Here is a 16,156-nt window from a genome sequence, read left to right on the forward strand (position 1 = left end):
ATTCCTCGTCTCCCCGTTTGAACGTCCAGAGGTCAAATGGGATGTCCTGCAACTGATAGAACAGTCCGTTGTGGTTCTCAAGGTCATCAGGATGAGATGGGGGTGCCGGTTCATCACATCAAAAACGAGATCCGCCGGTACGGCATTCAGGTCTTTTCTTCCAACTATACCTTGTACGGCGACATGAGTCGGCGAGTCATGACCACGCTGGAAACCCTCGCTCCGAGAGTGGATGTTTATTCCATCGACGAGGCGTTTCTGGATCTGACCGGCATGGGACGAATCGTTGAGTGGGAAGTGTATGGGCGACAGGTGCGGGAGACAGTGCATCACAACATCGGTCTGCCCGTTTGTGTAGGCATCGCGCCAACCCGCACATTGGCCAAACTGGCCAATTACGCGGCCAAGAAATACCCGGCCACCGGTGGCGTGGTGGATTTAACCGACCCGGCCCGGCAGCGCCGGCTGATGGCCCGGGTGCCCGTAGATGAAGTGTGGGGCGTCGGCCGCAAGCTGTCATCGAAGTTGCAGGCCATGGGTATCGACACCGCTCTCAAATTGGCGGACACCGATTTGGCCACATTGAGGGAACGGTTCTCGCTGGTACTGGAGCGCACGGCGCGGGAGTTGAACGGCATCGCCTGCCTCCCCTGGGAGGAAGTGCCGGCACCGAAGAAGCAGATCATGTGTTCACGCTCTTTTGGTCAGCCCATCCGGGCGCTGTCGGATCTGGAAGAGGCTGTGGCGCATTATGCATCCAGAGTAGCCGAAAAACTCAGGGCAGGGGAGCAGTACGTGGGCGAGCTGATGGTCTTTATCCGAACCAATCCCTTCAAAGCCGATGCGCCCCAGTATTCGCGCAGTGCCAGTATTCGCTTTATACAGGCCACCCAGGATTCCCGAACCATTGCCAAAGAGGCGCTCACGCTGCTCCGAACGCTCTATCGGGAAGGTTTTGATTACGCCAAAGCCGGTGTCATGCTCGGGGATCTGGTCGACAAGTCAGGGCTTCAGTCCGATTTGTTCGAACCCTCTGAATCCGTAAATCCCAAGGATGAACGCTCAGAGCGTTTGATGGCAGTGATGGATTCGATTAACCGGAAATCCCGGGCAACTCTGTGTATGGCACGGGAAGCCGGGCGGGGTGTTTATGCGATGCGACGTGAGTATTTGTCACCGGCGTACACAACAGACTGGTCCCAGCTCCCAAGCGTCGACTGACTATTTGTCTCTGGTATCCCATCTAAACGTTATAAATCAGGACCTGAGAGGCCTGTTGAAGTGGAAACGGCATGCCCGGCGTAGAACCAATGTAAAAAATGTCCGCTGCAGACCAATCAAGGCGGCCGAACCCTGTTAGGCGCCGGGATTTACAGGGTTTAAGCGGCCTGTACAAAGCCCAGGGATAGAAAAATGGTTCTTACGAGGAAGGTGCATTGGTAAAAGTGGTTCTTACATGGGGGGGACAAGAAATAATTTTGATATTCCTCTACCAGAGGCAACAGATTCAGGGTCTGTTGCCTCTAGTTGGTGACCTGGGGGCAACACAAACCGGGTCTGTTGTCTAAAACCTGGCATTAGGGGCGCTCTCGGAGGTGTTTTCGAGCAAATATTGGTCAAAATCCACCCTATATCAGCTTCAATCCACTGGCTTACCCGGTTTTTGTTGCCACTGACCCTGAATCTGTTGCCTTTCACCCCAAAAGTGTTTCCGTTGCTCCAGCACTAATAACCTAGAGCTCAAACGAAGAAACCCCCGGATCGCCAAATCCGAGGGTTTCTAAATTCTGAAGCGCCGTTGCCGACAAACCTGTGCGCTTCAATACAGATCAGACAGGATTGGGACCGTACAGCGTTGAACACAAATCCCGTCATGGCAATTGCTGACGTCGATATAAAGTGGCTTGAAACTGACATCACAAGTTGTCCGGTAAGGTCGCAAAGCGAACATTCGGGTAAAGCAGTCAATGCCAATGCAAGCGTCTGGCCATCACCTCTTGAATGGAGAATCACAAGCTCCACCCAAAAGGATATGCGGACTGATGCCAGGCCAACGCTTGGCCTGCCCACCTTAACGCTGCCCAGTAAATACAGAGCCGCGCTCACATCATTTATCCGGCACAGCAGGACAACTGCTTTACATCCTTGGTGAACGTTTGTGCACAGAGTTTGAGTCCTTCAACCATGGTCAGATAAGGGAACAAGTCATCGCCGATTTCCTGAACGGTCAAACCTGCTCGTAACGCCATCACTGCCGTTTGGATAATTTCACCGCCTTCCGCTGCGACAATCTGCACCCCAAGCAAACGGCCTGAGTTGTGCTCTGCCACCATTTTAATAAAGCCTTGGGTGTCAAAGTTTACTAGCGCACGCGGCACGTTTTCCAAGTCGAGCAACCTGGTGTCCACGCTATAACCCCGAGCAACTGCTTCGGCTTCAGAGAGGCCAACGGTGGCGACTTGAGGATCGGTAAACATGACCCCAGGCATGGCAGTGAGGTCGAGTTTGGCCTCGCCTCCCGTCATGTTGACGGCGGCCCGGCTGCCCCCGGCAGCGGCGACATAGACAAACTGCGGTTGGTTGGTGCAGTCTCCGGCAGCGTATATTCCGGTGACCGTGGTTTGCAGATGCTCATCCACCTGAATTGCGCCGCGTGAAGTTTCCACGCCAATGCTCGCCAGGTTCAAGGCCTCAGTATTGGGCGTCCGACCGGTCGCCACCAGCAGCTGATCGGCTCGCAAGGTGCCGGCAGGCGTCTCGACGATAAACTCGTTGTCGCTATAGTCCACGTTGCTGGGCGTGGTCTGGCGAAGCACCTCAATCCCTTCCCGTTTAAAAGCCGCCTCTATGGCCTCTCCGATCGTAGGATCTTCGCTGGACAACACACGGCTCCGGGCTAAAACAGTAACCTTGCTGCCGAGTCTGGCGAATGCCTGAGCCAATTCCAAGGCAACGAAACCGGCACCAATTACGATCAGCCGTTTGGGAACGGTATCCAGCGCCAAGGCACTGGTTGATGTCAGGTAAGGAGTGTCTGCCAGCCCCGTTATTGGCGGCTCTGCCGGTCTGGCTCCGGTTCCAATAAAGGCGCGATCAAAATGAACCGGTTTTTTACCACCCTCAGCCAGCGTGACTACCAGGCTATTGGTATCGACAAACCGGGCCTCACCGTTCAGGACTGTGATGTCCTTGTGTTCTCGAAGTATCTTTTCGTACTTGGTGTCACGCAGCTCCTCCACTCGTGCCTGCTGTTGCTGAAGCAGTTTTGCTCGGTCTACCTGAGGAGCCTCAGCACTGATGCCCGCGTCAAACGGGCTTTCTTTTCGAAGATGCGCGACATGTGCTGCACGAATCATAATCTTCGAGGGCACGCAGCCAACATTTACGCAGGTGCCACCGACAGTCCCACGTTCAATCAGGGTGACGCGGGCACCGCGTTCAGTCGCCTTCAGGGCAGCCGCCATGGCGGCACCACCACTGCCGATTACCGCAATATGCAGGTTGTTGTCATTTTTCACTGGGGAAACTCCTTGGAGCTTTGGAATTGCTCTCGTAGCTGGCGTCATAGTGCTTTTTCCGCCAGAACGCATAAACCGTCAGGCCGATGAATACCGCCAGTGCCGGAAGAAGCACATAGTCGAGATAGCCCGTCAGGGCGGCCAGTCCCACGGTGGCCATCAAAATGACCAGAATCGGTGTGAAGCAGCATAGTGCAACCAGAATAGTCCCTACTATGCCGACCCTGAGCAGGTTCTTCGGATTCTTCATTGCCCCTCCGGAGTCGCCTCGGAGGCCGTGGGAGTGGAGGGGTAACCAGCGTCGCTCGTGGCCTCGGTGAGCGCCTCTATGGAAGTGAGCGCATCGTTAAAGGTGACGACGGCTTCTCGATCAGGGTAGCTCACGGAAACTTGCGACACCCCTTCCACCTTACTTAAGGCCAACTTGACGGTGATCGGACACGCGGCACAGGTCATATCAGGCACCGAGAGAGTTACTGTTTGAGACGCAGCCCAGGAGGACATGCTGAGCAAAGTGAGGAACATGGCAAGTACAAACTGTTTACGCATGAGCAAGATCTCCTTTTAGTAGAATAGATGCAAAACGTAGGGGAAAACTAAAGCCACCAGTATCAGTGCCGTAACTACCCAAAAGATCACCTTATAGGTCTTTCGGACTTGAAGGATCGCACACGTTTCACCGGGTGAGCATTGCTCTACAGGGCGGTAAATTCGTCGCCAGGCAAAGAACATGGCGACGATGGCCGCGCCAATGAACAGCGGTCGATAGGGCTCCAAAGCTGTCAGGTTGCCGATCCAGGCACCGGAAACGCCCAGAGTGATAAGTACTAATGGCCCGAGACAGCAGGCCGAGGCGAGAATTCCAGCCATCCCCCCGACAGCGAGAGAAGCACCTCCGGATTTAGATTTGAATGTCGACATGACGTTTAACCTGTTGCCCATGAATTAGATAAGATAAGGTTACTTCCGTAGTTAAGTACGGAGTCAAGCATCATGTTGGATAAAGCCAATTCACTGACTATTGGCGGCTTGGCCAAGGCGGCCAATGTAAATGTCGAGACGATCCGCTATTACCAGCGGAGAGGTCTCATAACGGAACCCAAACGGCCTCCAGGTGGTATTCGACGCTACGGCTCCGCCGATATTGATCGGCTGACATTTGTTAAAACGGCGCAGCAGCTGGGTTTCAGTCTCGACGAGATAAGCGACCTCCTGCGGCTGGAAGATGGCACCCACTGTGAAGAAGCCAGTGCGCTCGCCGAGCACAAGCTGAAGGATGTGCGCGAAAAGATCGAAAGGCTGGTCAAAATTGAGAAGGCTCTGAGCGAAATGGTCAGTCAATGCCACGCACAGCCGGACAACATCGCGTGCCCGCTCATTGCTTCGTTACATGAGGGAGGTATTGGGACAAGAGGCCAAAAGGGTTAGCTTCTGAACCAATCGACCTCTTGGGGTTCTACCCCGTCACTGCGGACACTACGAAAAGATAGGCAGATTTATTGAACCGAGGTGCGCGAATGTTCGCTTTTGTTTAGAAGCTGGCTTGGGCTGCCGTCGTTTTGGGATCTTTTGCCTGTTTCGGGCCTCCCGCATCCCGATCTCAGGTCACATCCTTTTTCTGGCTATGCGTGTATCAGAAAACGGTCGTTTGTTGAACGCTCACGTTCATCCCTCAAAAATACCCAATTTCATCTGATCTCGTGTCCAACAACCCGGTTCAGCAATCTGTGAACTGAAAAGGTACCTTTTATGATCAGAGGTTTCGCACTGGTCAGCACAAACGATCAAGATCCCGAAATTGAGGTTGATGCTCTGAAGAAAGCGCGAGCTGAACAGGCCTTCCGGTAAAATTTGACGGAGCACTGAAAGAGCGGCCAGCGCTGCAGCAATGCTTCGTAATGTAGAGATTCTGGTCGTTTGGAAGTTGGGCCGCCTGGCGCGATCTCTTAAAGACCTGGTTGAGATTATTTCAGCGCCAGTCTGATAAGGTTGGCGGGAGATCGGGTTAACGGGGACAGACTATGTGTGGCCGGTACAATGTTGGGGACTCACCGGAGTTAAGGCAGCTGATGAACCAGCTCGGCTTGCCCGATCAGCTGCCAAAGCCACAACACAACGTGCCGCCGGGCGGCATCGGTGAATTCGTGATTGAAGCGGCCGGGGATAGGTATCTGCTGCCAGGAATCTGGTCATTGTTAATCGAGCCCAGACTGGATGGCCATGGCTACCGGCCGAATCCGAAATTTAACACGTTCAATGCCCGCAGTGACCGACTCACTAGCAGCCCGCTTTGGAAGAAAGCCTATCCATCTAAGCGTTGTATCCTGCCAGTCAGCGCATTCCATGAATGGCGGGGCAAGCAGGTGTACAACATTCATCCTGAAAATGAAGCGACGGCGCTCGCAGGCCTATGGCAGACCTGGCACTTTGGGGATGAGTCCGTTAATTCGTTTACGGTCATCACGCTGCCGCCACACCCCAGGTTCAGCCACATTCATCCCAAAAGCATTCCGCTGATGTTACGACCGGAGGAATTTGATTTGTGGCTGGATCCGGATTTTCATCAGGTGGGTGCGTTCCAGGGCATGATGAGGACACATATTCCGGCCCCGTTGGTCTGCGAGCCTGTACACAGCCTGCAGCGTTTACAGGTGGCGGGAGAGCCACAAATCATTCCGGCAGACGGCTAAGGGGTAGGCTAGCCTGGTACTTTGATATACAGGCCGCCCTTTTCACGTTTTGAGACGTCAAACAGTTCACTCGCACGCACCAGATCACTGAGTTTCTTGTAGCCGTAATTGACGGGAGAAAATGAGCTGTTGTTTGATATGTATTGTCCGACTCGGCCAAGGTGTGCCCAACCTTCGTCATCGGCTGTCTGGTCAACGGCGGTCCTCAGTGTTCTGACCAAGCCTGACTCTCCCAGCAGCTCATTACGTCCCCACTTTTTCTTGTGCGCCGCCGCTTGCATGGAAAGCTCCGATGCATCCTCGTCGAACTCTTCCTCACAACGGAGATTCTCTGTATAGATAAACTGGGAACAGGCATTTACAAAGGGTTGTGGTGTTTTGCGCTCACCAAAACCAAAGACTGGCAGGCCCGCCTCCAGAATGCGCATGACCAGTGGGGTAAAGTCGCTGTCACTGGTCATCAAGGCGAAAGCCCCGATATTACCGGAATACAAAAGGTCCATGGCGTCAATGATCATGGCCGAATCGGTTGCGTTTTTACCGGGGGTGTATGCGAATTGCTGGATAGGTCGGATGGCATTGGCGTGGAGCTTGTCGATCCAGCCTTTCAGTTGGGTGCCATTCCAATTGCCGTGCGCGTGACGGACATTCACCGATCCGTACTTGGCCAACTCCTGGAGCACTCCTTCAATGGAGTGATAGCTGACGTTGTCACAATCAATGAGGAGGGCAATCTTGTGGTTGTCGGGCATTGGCTTGGAGCTTCCTTGCGTCGGTAGGTGATCGACCGAACTTTATCACAGGCCTTTGCGAATGGAAGATTGGGGATAAGCCTTGGCCTAATACGCGAGGTCGCGAAAAACTGAGTTTTCCAGGAAAAGCGACATCATTTGTCGTATCGCCACTGCATAGTGGCAATGCAGTAGTATCAAATCCTTTCTGGAGACAACGGACATGTCGAACCTCACGCACCTTCTGAAGTACCTACTGTCCCCGACGTATCGCCAGCACGCCAGAGTGGAGGAGTGTCATCGGCGTATCAGTCAAGCCATCGAGGATTATGTGGATGCGCTTCCCCAGTGCCACGGATGGATTCTGCTTGCTTCTCGGGCTGACAAGGAGGATGGCTTTTACTGTGATGTCACGATACGCACCCGGGACTTATTGTCCTGGGCACGGCAAAATGCCGACGAGCACGTTGTTCAGAACTTTCAGGCCGAGGTTGTGAGAAAAGCGCTACCCATTTGGCTGTCGCGGGCCTCTTTTGACGAGCGAACCGTCAGCCTGTTGCCGCCAGGTGCTTTCCGGGAGATCGCCGAAGACATTGACGACTGGGTCACACAGGGGAGGGCGAGAGTCTTTTGCTCTCAGTGTCAGGCAGTGTCCACAGAGGTTGGTGTCACTAAAGATAATTACCACGGCGCTGGTAACGCCTTCTCATGGTGGACGGATGTGTGGACTTGCGAGAATGGGCATGTGTTGCGCAAGAAGGATCAGCACATGCGGTTGATATTGAGGCGGAACCGGTTGTGAGGAATTCGTAGTTGGGGTAGCCCGGTAAGCTCCTCTCGACGGCATCAAGCCGAAGATTCAGGCATCCGATCAACTACACCACAGGAGCGTTAGAAAAAGGAGTTCGTTATGCCAGTAAACTACCAAGCCCTTTTGGAAGAATACGGAGTGGAAAGCATTCCGGAAGCGGAAGACACCACGAATGCTTTTACTCACGAGATTTACGGGTGTCTTTTCGACCCCGACTCGCCGTTTGATCTTGAGCGGTCCTCCATTGATGATTTCCCGGACATGCTGGAGCACATGCTCTATTGCTCGCTAGCACTGAAAACCGGGAAGTCTGTCCATGACGGGGTGAGTCACCTGATCAAGACCTGGTATCGCTGGTTGTGCTACGAGAATCCCAAATACGAATGTATACAGCGGACAGCCTCATCCCTCGGTACGGATGTTTCAATCTTTACCATTTCCAGGGAGAACCTTGTCTGCTCGTTCGTTTTCAACATTGCCGACGAGGCTACAGACAAAGCCGTGCAGGATTACATGGATTTTTACAGCCCGGTGGATGACCCGAATGCCCTGATGAAAGGACGTAAACGCCCGGAATCCGATTGATGATTGGAAGAATGAGCTTGCCACGAAAGCGGCAAGCGCGAGCTTCAATGCAGTCTAAAAGGAGCTGTTCAGCATGATCTATCTGTTGGGATTTTTTGCTCTCGTTGCTTGGTTGAGCCTGGGGCTGCTGTCCTATAAGGCGACCAATGATTTACTGGAGATTCCTCTGGAAAGCCTGCCTTTGCCTTTCCGCTTGGTGGCGATACTATTTGCGCCGATTGGTTTGCTCTTGTATGAACGCCATTTGTTCTGGAGCCGGTCAAAACCCGAAGTGATTGTAAAAGAAGGCACTGATTGCGATTAGAGGTTGACCCAGCGCCTTACCCGTTCCAATGTGTCAGGTGAGGGGTTGGCGTTGCATGAAGCACGCACCTCACCAACCACCCAGGCGTTGTTGCGGTGTTCCAGTGAAATGGTCAGCCGTTCCGGCGAGATCATCCGGTATATAAAAACCTCACCCCCGGCCACGGCCACGTCATAGCTGCCCACGCAATGGCGCATGGTGGCTCCTTCCTCCAGCAGCTCCAGCCAAGAGGTGAGGGGCTCTATGCCTTCCACCGGTGCGATGGGCGGCTGAGGATATTCACCGTGTTCCTCCTCAAGCTCTTGTGCCAGTTCAAGTCGCTTCTCTTCTGAGTTACGGTGGTTCTGGCGGTTGAAGCGTTCGATAAAGCGGTCGTGCTGATCTTGCAGGTCTTCCCGGGAGTTTACCTGAGCCAACACCCGCTCGTTGCCGCCTGCAAGATTCAGAGTGTCTCGGATCATCCGGTAGGTCCAGGTTAAATCCGCCGCCTGTGTGTATTCGTTTACCAAACAAAGCATGCCCGGCCACAAGGGGCGTCGAACCCGCAACAGCAAACGAAGATGGTTCAGGTGAACCTCCGGATGATGGCGCAGCAGGGCAAGAAAGTCGGGTTGCTGTAATGCCCGGCGAACATCATCCAGCTCCCAGGGCATCATCGGCGAGAGTTTAAGTCGGCCAACCAGGCGTGCCAAGGATTTGCTGCCGCGCAGGCCTGCAGCGTTGAGGATATCCGCGCGCCTGAACGTTAAAAGTTGCTCGAATGCATCCACGGATAACGGTTGCTGACGGGCGTAATCGACTGCGAGCAGAAACAGTAACGGCGCGTCACTCGCTAACTGCCTTGCGGCAGCCGAAACGGCGCAAGCCTGCGCGAGCTGGAAGTCCATTGCAGGCATCAAACCGCAAATGGCGTTAATGTCAGCAGGAATGGCATCGCACAGGCGCTGGCCTTTGTCATCGCCCAGCGTAAATAGCGGCAGCCCGGGTGCCTCCAGGAAAACCCCTTCGGCTACCAGGCCGTCATCATTAAAACTGGTCCATTGCAGCGGCTGATCCGAATGCCAGCCCTTGATCCGCACAGTGATCGGGTAATTGAGCACCTGGCTCAGGTCAAACTCTACTGTGTCGGTGTGCATGGGCGGTGCGCCTTCAACTTTTGTCCATCCTTTCAAAGCCTTCCATTCTATCGCCAATATCGTACAGTAGGCATGCGACACCCGCAGTCGCTCTCAATTCGAATTTGCAAAGGAAGGCGCCATGTCGAACACCGCCATTCGTTATCTCACCATGCTTAGGATGGTGCCCCGTTACCCTCGCACGATCACGACGGGTGAGTTATCCCAGCGCCTGGAAGAGCAGGGCTATTCCGTCACCATGCGATCCATTCAGCGGGATCTGGAAAAGCTGAGTGTCGAGTTCCCGTTAATGGTGGATGAAAGCTCCCGGCCGCACCAATGGTCCTTCGACCGGGAAACCACCATGGACATCATCCCTGCGCTGGATTTGCCGGCGGCGCTGACCTTTGAGTTGGCACAGGCTTACCTCAAGCCACTGTTGCCGCCCAGAGCATTGTCTCACCTGAAACCGCATTTCGATGAAGCGCATCGCACGCTGCTGCGCGAGCGAAACCCGCTGGGCCAATGGCCCAACCATGTGCGCGTTATTAACCGAGGCCTCGGTGGCCAACGCCCGGCCATTGATGCGGATGTGCTGGAAACGGTCACCGAAGCGCTGCTTCGGGAATACAAATGCCAACTGACCTACCAGGCCCGTAAATGGCCCGAGCCGGAAGCCATTACCGTGCACCCGTTAGGCCTCATTTTCCGGGACCCGAATGTCTATCTGATTGGCACCATCGATGGCCGGGAGGGCATTCGCCAGCTGGTACTGCACCGGGCCACGACAGGGGAACTTCTCGAAGAACCGGTAGACCGGCCTGAAGACTTTGATCTGGACTTCTACATTCACTCCGGTGCCATGGGCATTCTGAAATCCGATAAGCCGGTGTATCTGAAGCTGCGTTGTGACAAACCGGCGCTTAATCACTTGATTGAATCTCCGCTGGGTTTTGACCAGATCACGACGGAAATTGATGAGGACACGTTTGAGATTGCTGTCACCGTCGGTGATACCCAGGACTTGCGCTGGTGGCTAACGGCACAGGCCCTGCATTGCGATATTCTGGAACCGGTTTGGTTGAAAGAAGAGATAGCCAATACGCTCCAACAAGGGTTGGCCAGAACTCGGCAGACGTTGGTGGAGTAAGAGCCGTGAGGTGGACCAAAAGCCTTAAAGGGGGAAGAAATTAGCCTGCTAGACAGGTAGCATGTCGCCGGAAGCTAACCATTCATTGATAGAAAGGACGATAAGGATGTTCAAGACATTGAAGTTTATGCCTTTTGCACTTGCCTCTTGTGTACTTGCCGGCGGCGCGAGTGCTGCTTCAGCCGATCAGCAATATGCTGCCTTTAGCCTTGGCCAGGCTGACGTCAAAGACTTTTGTGACGATCTCTCCGGTGCGGGGGTTAGTTGTGATGATGAGGCGGTTACCGGCCGGATAACCGCCGGTGGCTTTTTCGACAAGTACCTCGCGTTTGAAGGCGGGTATCGCTACATCGATGACACGTCGTTTGCCGCGAGCGGAGTTGTTAATGGTAATAACGTGTCAGCGGCCATGGATGTGAGCTACCACATGTTCGACGGCTCACTGCTGGTTTTTACTCCGGATATGGGGCCTGTGCGGCTCTTTGCGAAAGCCGGTGCGCAATTCTGGTATCAGAAGTTTGATGGCTCTATCACCGTCAATGGCAGCAAAGCGTCAGGCTCTGAGAGTGAGACTGGTGTGGGTTTCCGTACCGGTCTCGGTGCTGTCGTTGAGTTCACAGATCATTTCGCTGTCCGGGCTGAATGGGATTACCTCAGCAACGTCGGTGATGACCTGGATTCCGGTCTATCCAATCTGGAATCCGATATGCACATCTTCTCTATCGGTCCAGAGCTTCGGTTTTAACGGAGCGAATTTAGCCAAGAATGGAGCCTAAGCGACGTTAAATGTCGCAGGCGGGTCTCATAATGTCACCAGACATTCAGGAGGCCCGCCTATGCTGTTATGGAAAGAACTCGTCAGTGAAGCCGAGGAGACGGAGCAAACTGCTTCTCCCTCAAAGGACGATCTGAAACTTCTGCAAATCTACGTTTGTCGCCTGTTCCTATCGCCGGTCAATCATAACCAACCGGTTATGTTTCGGGATGACGCACCGCTGTCGTTTATGGGCATCACGCCCAAAACCGACGATGAGTCCGAGCCCGGCAGTCCTGCCTATCTGCGCGCCATTCGCCGGCGTGAAAAATCGCTGACCCGAAGTCTGAATGGCACCCCGAAGCTGTCGTTTGAGCCGCTGCTGAAGAACCTGATCAAGCTGCTAAGGCCGGGCAAGGTGGAAATCAAGGTGTTGATCTACGCCATCCTGCTGCTGAAATACCCCAAAGCCAGAGAAACGTTGCGGGAGCTTGAAATCAATGATTACAGCAACTCGGTGAGTGCGCTGGCCCGGGCCATGCGCGAATCCACTCGTGCCTTGAACGAAGCGCTGGATGAGAACGCCATCCTGAGCCAGATCCGCCTGATTGAAGGCCCGAATCCCAATACCGATATTTGGGATCTGGTGGAAGCCGGTCCTTTGCTTGGTCAACTGGTGATTGCAACCTCGGATGTCTGTGACGGCAACAGAGGTGGCGAAAGTGACGATATTGAAGAACTGCTGTTCCGGTATATCTGCCCACCGGGACCGCCGGCGTTGCACGAGATCCGAGACTTTCGGGGTGTTCCGGAGCTTCAGCTCATGCTGGATTACCTGCAGGATGCGCTTCAAAGCAAAGCCCACGGCAAAAACATTCTGCTTTATGGCAAACCGGGCACCGGTAAAACCCAGCTGGCTCGGGCGATGGCTGCCAATGTGTCGGCCCCGCTTTATGAAGTGCCCACCCGGGACGATCGTTCCCGGGCTCTGACCGGGCGCATCCGCCTGGATGCCGCCAAAATGGCGCAAATGTTTCTGGAAGACCGCCTGGGCGCCATTCTGTTGTTCGACGAGATGGAGGATGCTTTCCGCAAATCCGATCAGCTTGCCAAAGGTTGGTTCAACCAACTTCTGGAAGACAATCAGGCGCCGGTGATCTGGATCAGCAACGATATTCGCCAAGTGGATCCCGCCTTTCTCCGTCGGTTTGATTTCATTGTTGAAATTCAGGGTACCAGTGGGGATCGGGAGGCTTCGCGAATTGAGCAGACCTTGTCGGAACTCCCTGTGGCGTCCGCCTGGATAACCGAAGCCGCCCGCAAATCCTGGATGACGCCGGCGCTGGCACAAAATCTGGCCGAGATAGGGCAGCACCTGCCGGCAAAACAAATCACCCGAAACCAGCAGCGCCTGGAAGCCCTGATTCGCCAACGGCTGTCGGTGATGGGGGAGGGCAAGCCAGGGCAGATTCTTAAGAAAACCAAAAAATCCGATTTCCCGGCTTTCCGCACCGAGTGGATCAACACTCGGCCTTCGCTGCGAAACGTCGAGCGCCTGATTCGCCGGGAAGGTACCGCTCGGCTTTGCCTGTATGGCCCGCCCGGCGCCGGCAAAACCGCCTATGCGCAGGAACTGGCCAGGCGGCTGAAAAAGCCCTTCATGCTGCAGTCTGGTAGCGATTTGCTGGGCATGTTCGTGGGGCAGACCGAGAAGAATATCGCCGACATGTTCGACAGGGCTGAGCGCACCGGTGCTGTGTTGCTGCTCGATGAGGCGGACACGTTTCTCTACAACCGCAGCATGGCTCGCCAAAGTTGGGAAGTGGGCGCAAGCAATGAATTCATGGTGCGCCTGGAGCGCTTTGAAGGCGTATTCCTGGCCACCACTAACCGGTTTGAGAGCTTTGATAAAGCCATCCTGCGCCGGTTTCAGCTGAAGGTCGGTTTTGATTACCTGACCACTCAACAGGTGCGAGACATTATCTCCGCTTGCGTGGCCGACAAGGAGCAGGCCGAGGCGCTTACCCAGGAAAACTTGCAGCATCTGAGTTACCTGACGCCAGGGGTGATTCGTGCGGCGGTTCAAAACCTTCGTCTACGGGGCTTCAAGCCGAGGACCGGTCGGTTGCTGACAGCGTTGGAAGACGAACAGCGTCAGCAAACCGATGGCGTCATCAACCAGCCCATTGGCTTTATTCAGTGAACAGGGAGAGCGAGATGGAAAAACGGACACCGGCCTGGAAAACGGGCTGCCTACATCAAGTAACACCATCGGAGGAAACTCCCTCACGGGAACTGCATTTAAGCCGGGAGCGTTTGTCCCTCTTATGCCCGCAACTAAAGGCGTTGATGTCAGGCGATCTGGTGATCACTGTCTCTCCGGATTGGCAGGCGTTGAATCTGTATGCCGAACCCCGTTGGGACATCTTGCGCCGTGATCTGCAAGCCTTGCCGACTGATAACTCCGAGGCAAGACGGATCCAGCGAAGGATGTTAGGCAATGCGATCATCCTGAGTGCCGAGAAAACCGTGGTGATTCCGGACACCCTGGTGAACTACGCCGGCTTGGTGGATGCCTTTGATAGCCCGCTATGGATGATCGTTTTTGATGACAGCAATGCCGAACTTTGGCCAGAGCACGAACTAAAAAGACTTTTTTCCGAGGCACAGTGGGGCAAAAGCCCGCTTATACGCTTTATGCGCGGTGAGCAGGTGGATCACCGAGGTCGTTCATTGAACGATATTCTGGCACTGGACGATTTCTGGCTGGAGCACACCCACGACTATGTTCAATGGCTGTTTCCGATCGACACGCCCAGCCGAGCGAACCTTCAGGCACCGGTGCTAAACGAGGCCGACCAGCAATGGTTCCGTCGAGATCCATTTCTGAGGTTCCAGCATCGCCGTGCACTGGATCGGATGTTGAGATTCTGTGGGCTAAAGCGGGCAGAGCATATCATTGAGCCCCGGGAGGACTTACATCCTTACCGGCACATCTGGCTAAAACGCGGTGGCCACAACCACCTGCGCATCACACGCATGATTCGCAGCCTGCACCTGTGCCACCAGCCCGAACTGGCCCGGGTGGTTCAGCAGGCGTTTATTGAAATCGGACAAGCGCGCGGTTACGTGCAGCCACAGACTATTGCGTTTTGGAGGCAGGCAACCGAGTAGGGCCTCAATCCCAAGGCTCAATAGCCCGAAAAATCCCGGTCTTGGTCATATCGCGCCGCAGCTCAAAAGCGGCCAGTGCGTCAACCGGGTCGACAACGTCCAGGTTGTCGAACTGGATGCGTTGCCAGGCCTCTCGATTGACCTTCACGCTGTACAGGTATTTATCGGTTTGTCCGCCCGTGGCGGTATCCGGCACTTGGGTGAATCCGGAAAGGATCACCGTGTGAACCGTCGGTGCGCACGCAAAGCCTTCGCCAATCAGCCGAAAGCCCATACCGTGCACATGGGCCATATAGAGCTTGCGGACGGCCGTATCAGACAATGTGTTCACTGAGACGCCAACACCTCGCTGGTACATTCGCAGTTCAGTGGTGTGGAAGTCTTCAATCTCGGGTAAATCCACATCCAGCATCAGAGTCCGGCCATCCTCGGAGAGCTCAAACGATAGCTGAGTTTCTCTGGGCCAGTCGATATCCAGCAAGTGATCATCCAACACCGCTTCCATCGCCTCTGGATCGCCTTTCTCAGCTTGGTCGTAGAGTGCAGCGCGGACCTGTTCACGGTGGTCATGTTGGGTGCTGTTGTTTTGCCAGCGAAGATACTGTTGTTGGTAACGATGCTTTTTGCGCTCGTTGGATTCGACAATGGCGCGTTTTCTGGCGGGGCAAAGTCGGGCTCTTAGATCCAGCCTTCTTAGCTCAGGTTGTGTTGGAGGCGGGGCTTCAAATGGCTCCGGTTCCAGGGCTGGAAACTGATCCGGTGGAGGTGTCTGCAAGTGGATATCGCCAATACGAGCCATCATCCGATTATGCTCGTCCACCTGTTCGGATAAAGTCGCCTCTAACGCGTCCCGGGCATACTCTTTGGCAACCTCAAAGCCTTCATCGCCCAGGTCCTGGCCATCTGCATCCAGAATCGCGATGTCGCCGGTGGTGGTGTTCAGATCAACATTAGCAATTTGCTCGGCCATAGCAGGGACTTTCGGAGATTGCTTGGCCGACCGTTGGAGCCCCTTGGTATTACCCTTGTTGAGCTTTTCCCGATACGACAAACCGGTGCCCGGCATGCCGGCATTGCCATACAGCCCATTGCGTCCCAAGGTAAGGTTGGCACCGCGAACGCCGGCCGACACACTAACGCCGCGCTTGCCAAGATTGAGTCGAACACCAGGGAATATGGATACCGTTCGGCGAAAACGAAGGGCCATGCGATCTCCTTGCTGTATTGTCCTTCTGCTGAGGATCCTACCATTAATGGGGTGATGGTAACCTGCAGGGGCGACCAGTTGTGTCGTTCAGGGTTGTTAGCCTACAAGAAAAAGTCG

Annotated in this window: 18 protein-coding genes; 11 read left to right on the top strand and 7 right to left on the bottom strand. The window is 54.6% G+C overall.

All coding sequences use genetic code 11. From position 1 onward, the window contains the following. Positions 1 to 102: 102 nt before the first annotated feature. Complete coding sequence (locus BY454_RS14870; protein ID WP_258075672.1) at positions 103 to 1,221, top strand: DinB/UmuC family translesion DNA polymerase; 1,119 nt, start codon at positions 103 to 105, stop codon at positions 1,219 to 1,221. An 890-nt stretch (positions 1,222 to 2,111) separates the two neighbouring features. Here the strand turns inward: BY454_RS14870 and merA are convergent. From merA to merT, 4 genes are read right to left on the bottom strand one after another with little or no spacing between them, the layout of a single operon-like run. After that, positions 2,112 to 3,518, bottom strand: coding sequence for a mercury(II) reductase (gene merA, locus BY454_RS14875; protein ID WP_104417372.1), 1,407 nt, complete (start codon positions 3,516 to 3,518; stop codon positions 2,112 to 2,114). Continuing rightward, a complete protein-coding gene (gene merF / locus BY454_RS14880) occupies positions 3,508 to 3,768 on the bottom strand; it encodes a mercury resistance system transport protein MerF (protein WP_104417373.1) in 261 nt (86 codons plus the stop codon). Before merF ends, merA begins: the two co-directional genes overlap by 11 nt. Beyond that, positions 3,765 to 4,067, bottom strand: a complete 303-nt coding sequence (gene merP, locus BY454_RS14885) for a mercury resistance system periplasmic binding protein MerP (protein ID WP_011783481.1) — start codon at positions 4,065 to 4,067, stop codon at positions 3,765 to 3,767. Before merP ends, merF begins: the two co-directional genes overlap by 4 nt. Before the next feature lie 15 nt (positions 4,068 to 4,082). Further along, a complete protein-coding gene (gene merT, locus BY454_RS14890; RefSeq protein WP_104417394.1) occupies positions 4,083 to 4,439 on the bottom strand; it encodes a mercuric ion transporter MerT in 357 nt (118 codons plus the stop codon). 72 nt (positions 4,440 to 4,511) lie between these two features. On the opposite strand from merT, the gene merR reads away from it, so the two are divergent. The 3 genes from merR (at position 4,512) to BY454_RS14900 (ending at position 6,208) form a co-directional block, all read left to right on the top strand. Then, the gene (gene merR / locus BY454_RS14895) at positions 4,512 to 4,946 is read left to right on the top strand and encodes an Hg(II)-responsive transcriptional regulator (RefSeq protein ID WP_104417374.1); all 435 of its coding nucleotides are present in this window, start codon (positions 4,512 to 4,514) and stop codon (positions 4,944 to 4,946) included. Between the two features lie 460 nt (positions 4,947 to 5,406). Then, a complete protein-coding gene (locus BY454_RS17090) occupies positions 5,407 to 5,502 on the top strand; it encodes a recombinase family protein (protein WP_258075673.1) in 96 nt (31 codons plus the stop codon). A gap of 37 nt (positions 5,503 to 5,539) precedes the next feature. After that, entirely contained in the window at positions 5,540 to 6,208 is a 669-nt protein-coding gene (locus tag BY454_RS14900; protein ID WP_104417375.1) for an SOS response-associated peptidase, read from the top strand. 8 nt (positions 6,209 to 6,216) lie between these two features. Here BY454_RS14900 and BY454_RS14905 read toward each other — a convergent pair whose 3' ends face one another. Continuing rightward, on the bottom strand, positions 6,217 to 6,960 hold the full coding sequence (locus BY454_RS14905) for an NYN domain-containing protein (protein WP_104417376.1): 744 nt from the start codon (positions 6,958 to 6,960) through the stop codon (positions 6,217 to 6,219). A 202-nt stretch (positions 6,961 to 7,162) separates the two neighbouring features. Here BY454_RS14905 and BY454_RS14910 point away from each other — a divergent pair, with 202 nt between their 5' ends. From BY454_RS14910 to BY454_RS14920, 3 genes are all read left to right on the top strand, one after another. Further along, positions 7,163 to 7,741 carry a hypothetical protein gene (locus BY454_RS14910; RefSeq protein WP_104417377.1) on the top strand — a complete coding sequence of 193 codons (579 nt, stop codon included), beginning with the start codon at positions 7,163 to 7,165 and terminating at the stop codon, positions 7,739 to 7,741. A 108-nt stretch (positions 7,742 to 7,849) separates the two neighbouring features. After that, positions 7,850 to 8,335, top strand: a complete 486-nt coding sequence (locus BY454_RS14915; RefSeq protein ID WP_104417378.1) for a hypothetical protein — start codon at positions 7,850 to 7,852, stop codon at positions 8,333 to 8,335. A gap of 73 nt (positions 8,336 to 8,408) precedes the next feature. Then, a complete protein-coding gene (locus tag BY454_RS14920) occupies positions 8,409 to 8,639 on the top strand; it encodes a hypothetical protein (RefSeq protein WP_104417379.1) in 231 nt (76 codons plus the stop codon). Here the strand turns inward: BY454_RS14920 and BY454_RS14925 are convergent. Beyond that, positions 8,636 to 9,775 (bottom strand): PcfJ domain-containing protein, encoded by a 1,140-nt coding sequence (locus BY454_RS14925; RefSeq protein WP_104417380.1) that lies wholly within the window; start codon positions 9,773 to 9,775, stop codon positions 8,636 to 8,638. The genes BY454_RS14920 and BY454_RS14925 overlap by 4 nt on opposite strands. Before the next feature lie 121 nt (positions 9,776 to 9,896). On the opposite strand from BY454_RS14925, the gene BY454_RS14930 reads away from it, so the two are divergent. The 4 genes from BY454_RS14930 to BY454_RS14945 all read left to right on the top strand — a co-directional run bounded on the left by BY454_RS14930 (position 9,897) and on the right by BY454_RS14945 (position 14,832). Beyond that, positions 9,897 to 10,904: a helix-turn-helix transcriptional regulator gene (locus BY454_RS14930; RefSeq protein WP_104417381.1), complete on the top strand. Its 1,008-nt coding sequence runs from the start codon at positions 9,897 to 9,899 to the stop codon at positions 10,902 to 10,904. A 106-nt stretch (positions 10,905 to 11,010) separates the two neighbouring features. Next, positions 11,011 to 11,649, top strand: coding sequence for an outer membrane beta-barrel protein (locus tag BY454_RS14935; protein WP_181049717.1), 639 nt, complete (start codon positions 11,011 to 11,013; stop codon positions 11,647 to 11,649). A gap of 91 nt (positions 11,650 to 11,740) precedes the next feature. Beyond that, a complete protein-coding gene (locus tag BY454_RS14940) occupies positions 11,741 to 13,861 on the top strand; it encodes an AAA family ATPase (RefSeq protein WP_104417383.1) in 2,121 nt (706 codons plus the stop codon). A 161-nt stretch (positions 13,862 to 14,022) separates the two neighbouring features. Then, the gene (locus tag BY454_RS14945; protein WP_219820654.1) at positions 14,023 to 14,832 is read left to right on the top strand and encodes an opioid growth factor receptor-related protein; all 810 of its coding nucleotides are present in this window, start codon (positions 14,023 to 14,025) and stop codon (positions 14,830 to 14,832) included. A 4-nt stretch (positions 14,833 to 14,836) separates the two neighbouring features. Here BY454_RS14945 and BY454_RS14950 read toward each other — a convergent pair whose 3' ends face one another. Beyond that, entirely contained in the window at positions 14,837 to 16,039 is a 1,203-nt protein-coding gene (locus BY454_RS14950) for a DUF4236 domain-containing protein (protein ID WP_104417384.1), read from the bottom strand. Positions 16,040 to 16,156 lie beyond the last annotated feature (117 nt).

It is taken from the genome of Marinobacter persicus (genome assembly GCF_002934325.1).
GTDB classification, from domain to species: Bacteria; Pseudomonadota; Gammaproteobacteria; order Pseudomonadales; family Oleiphilaceae; genus Marinobacter; species Marinobacter persicus_A.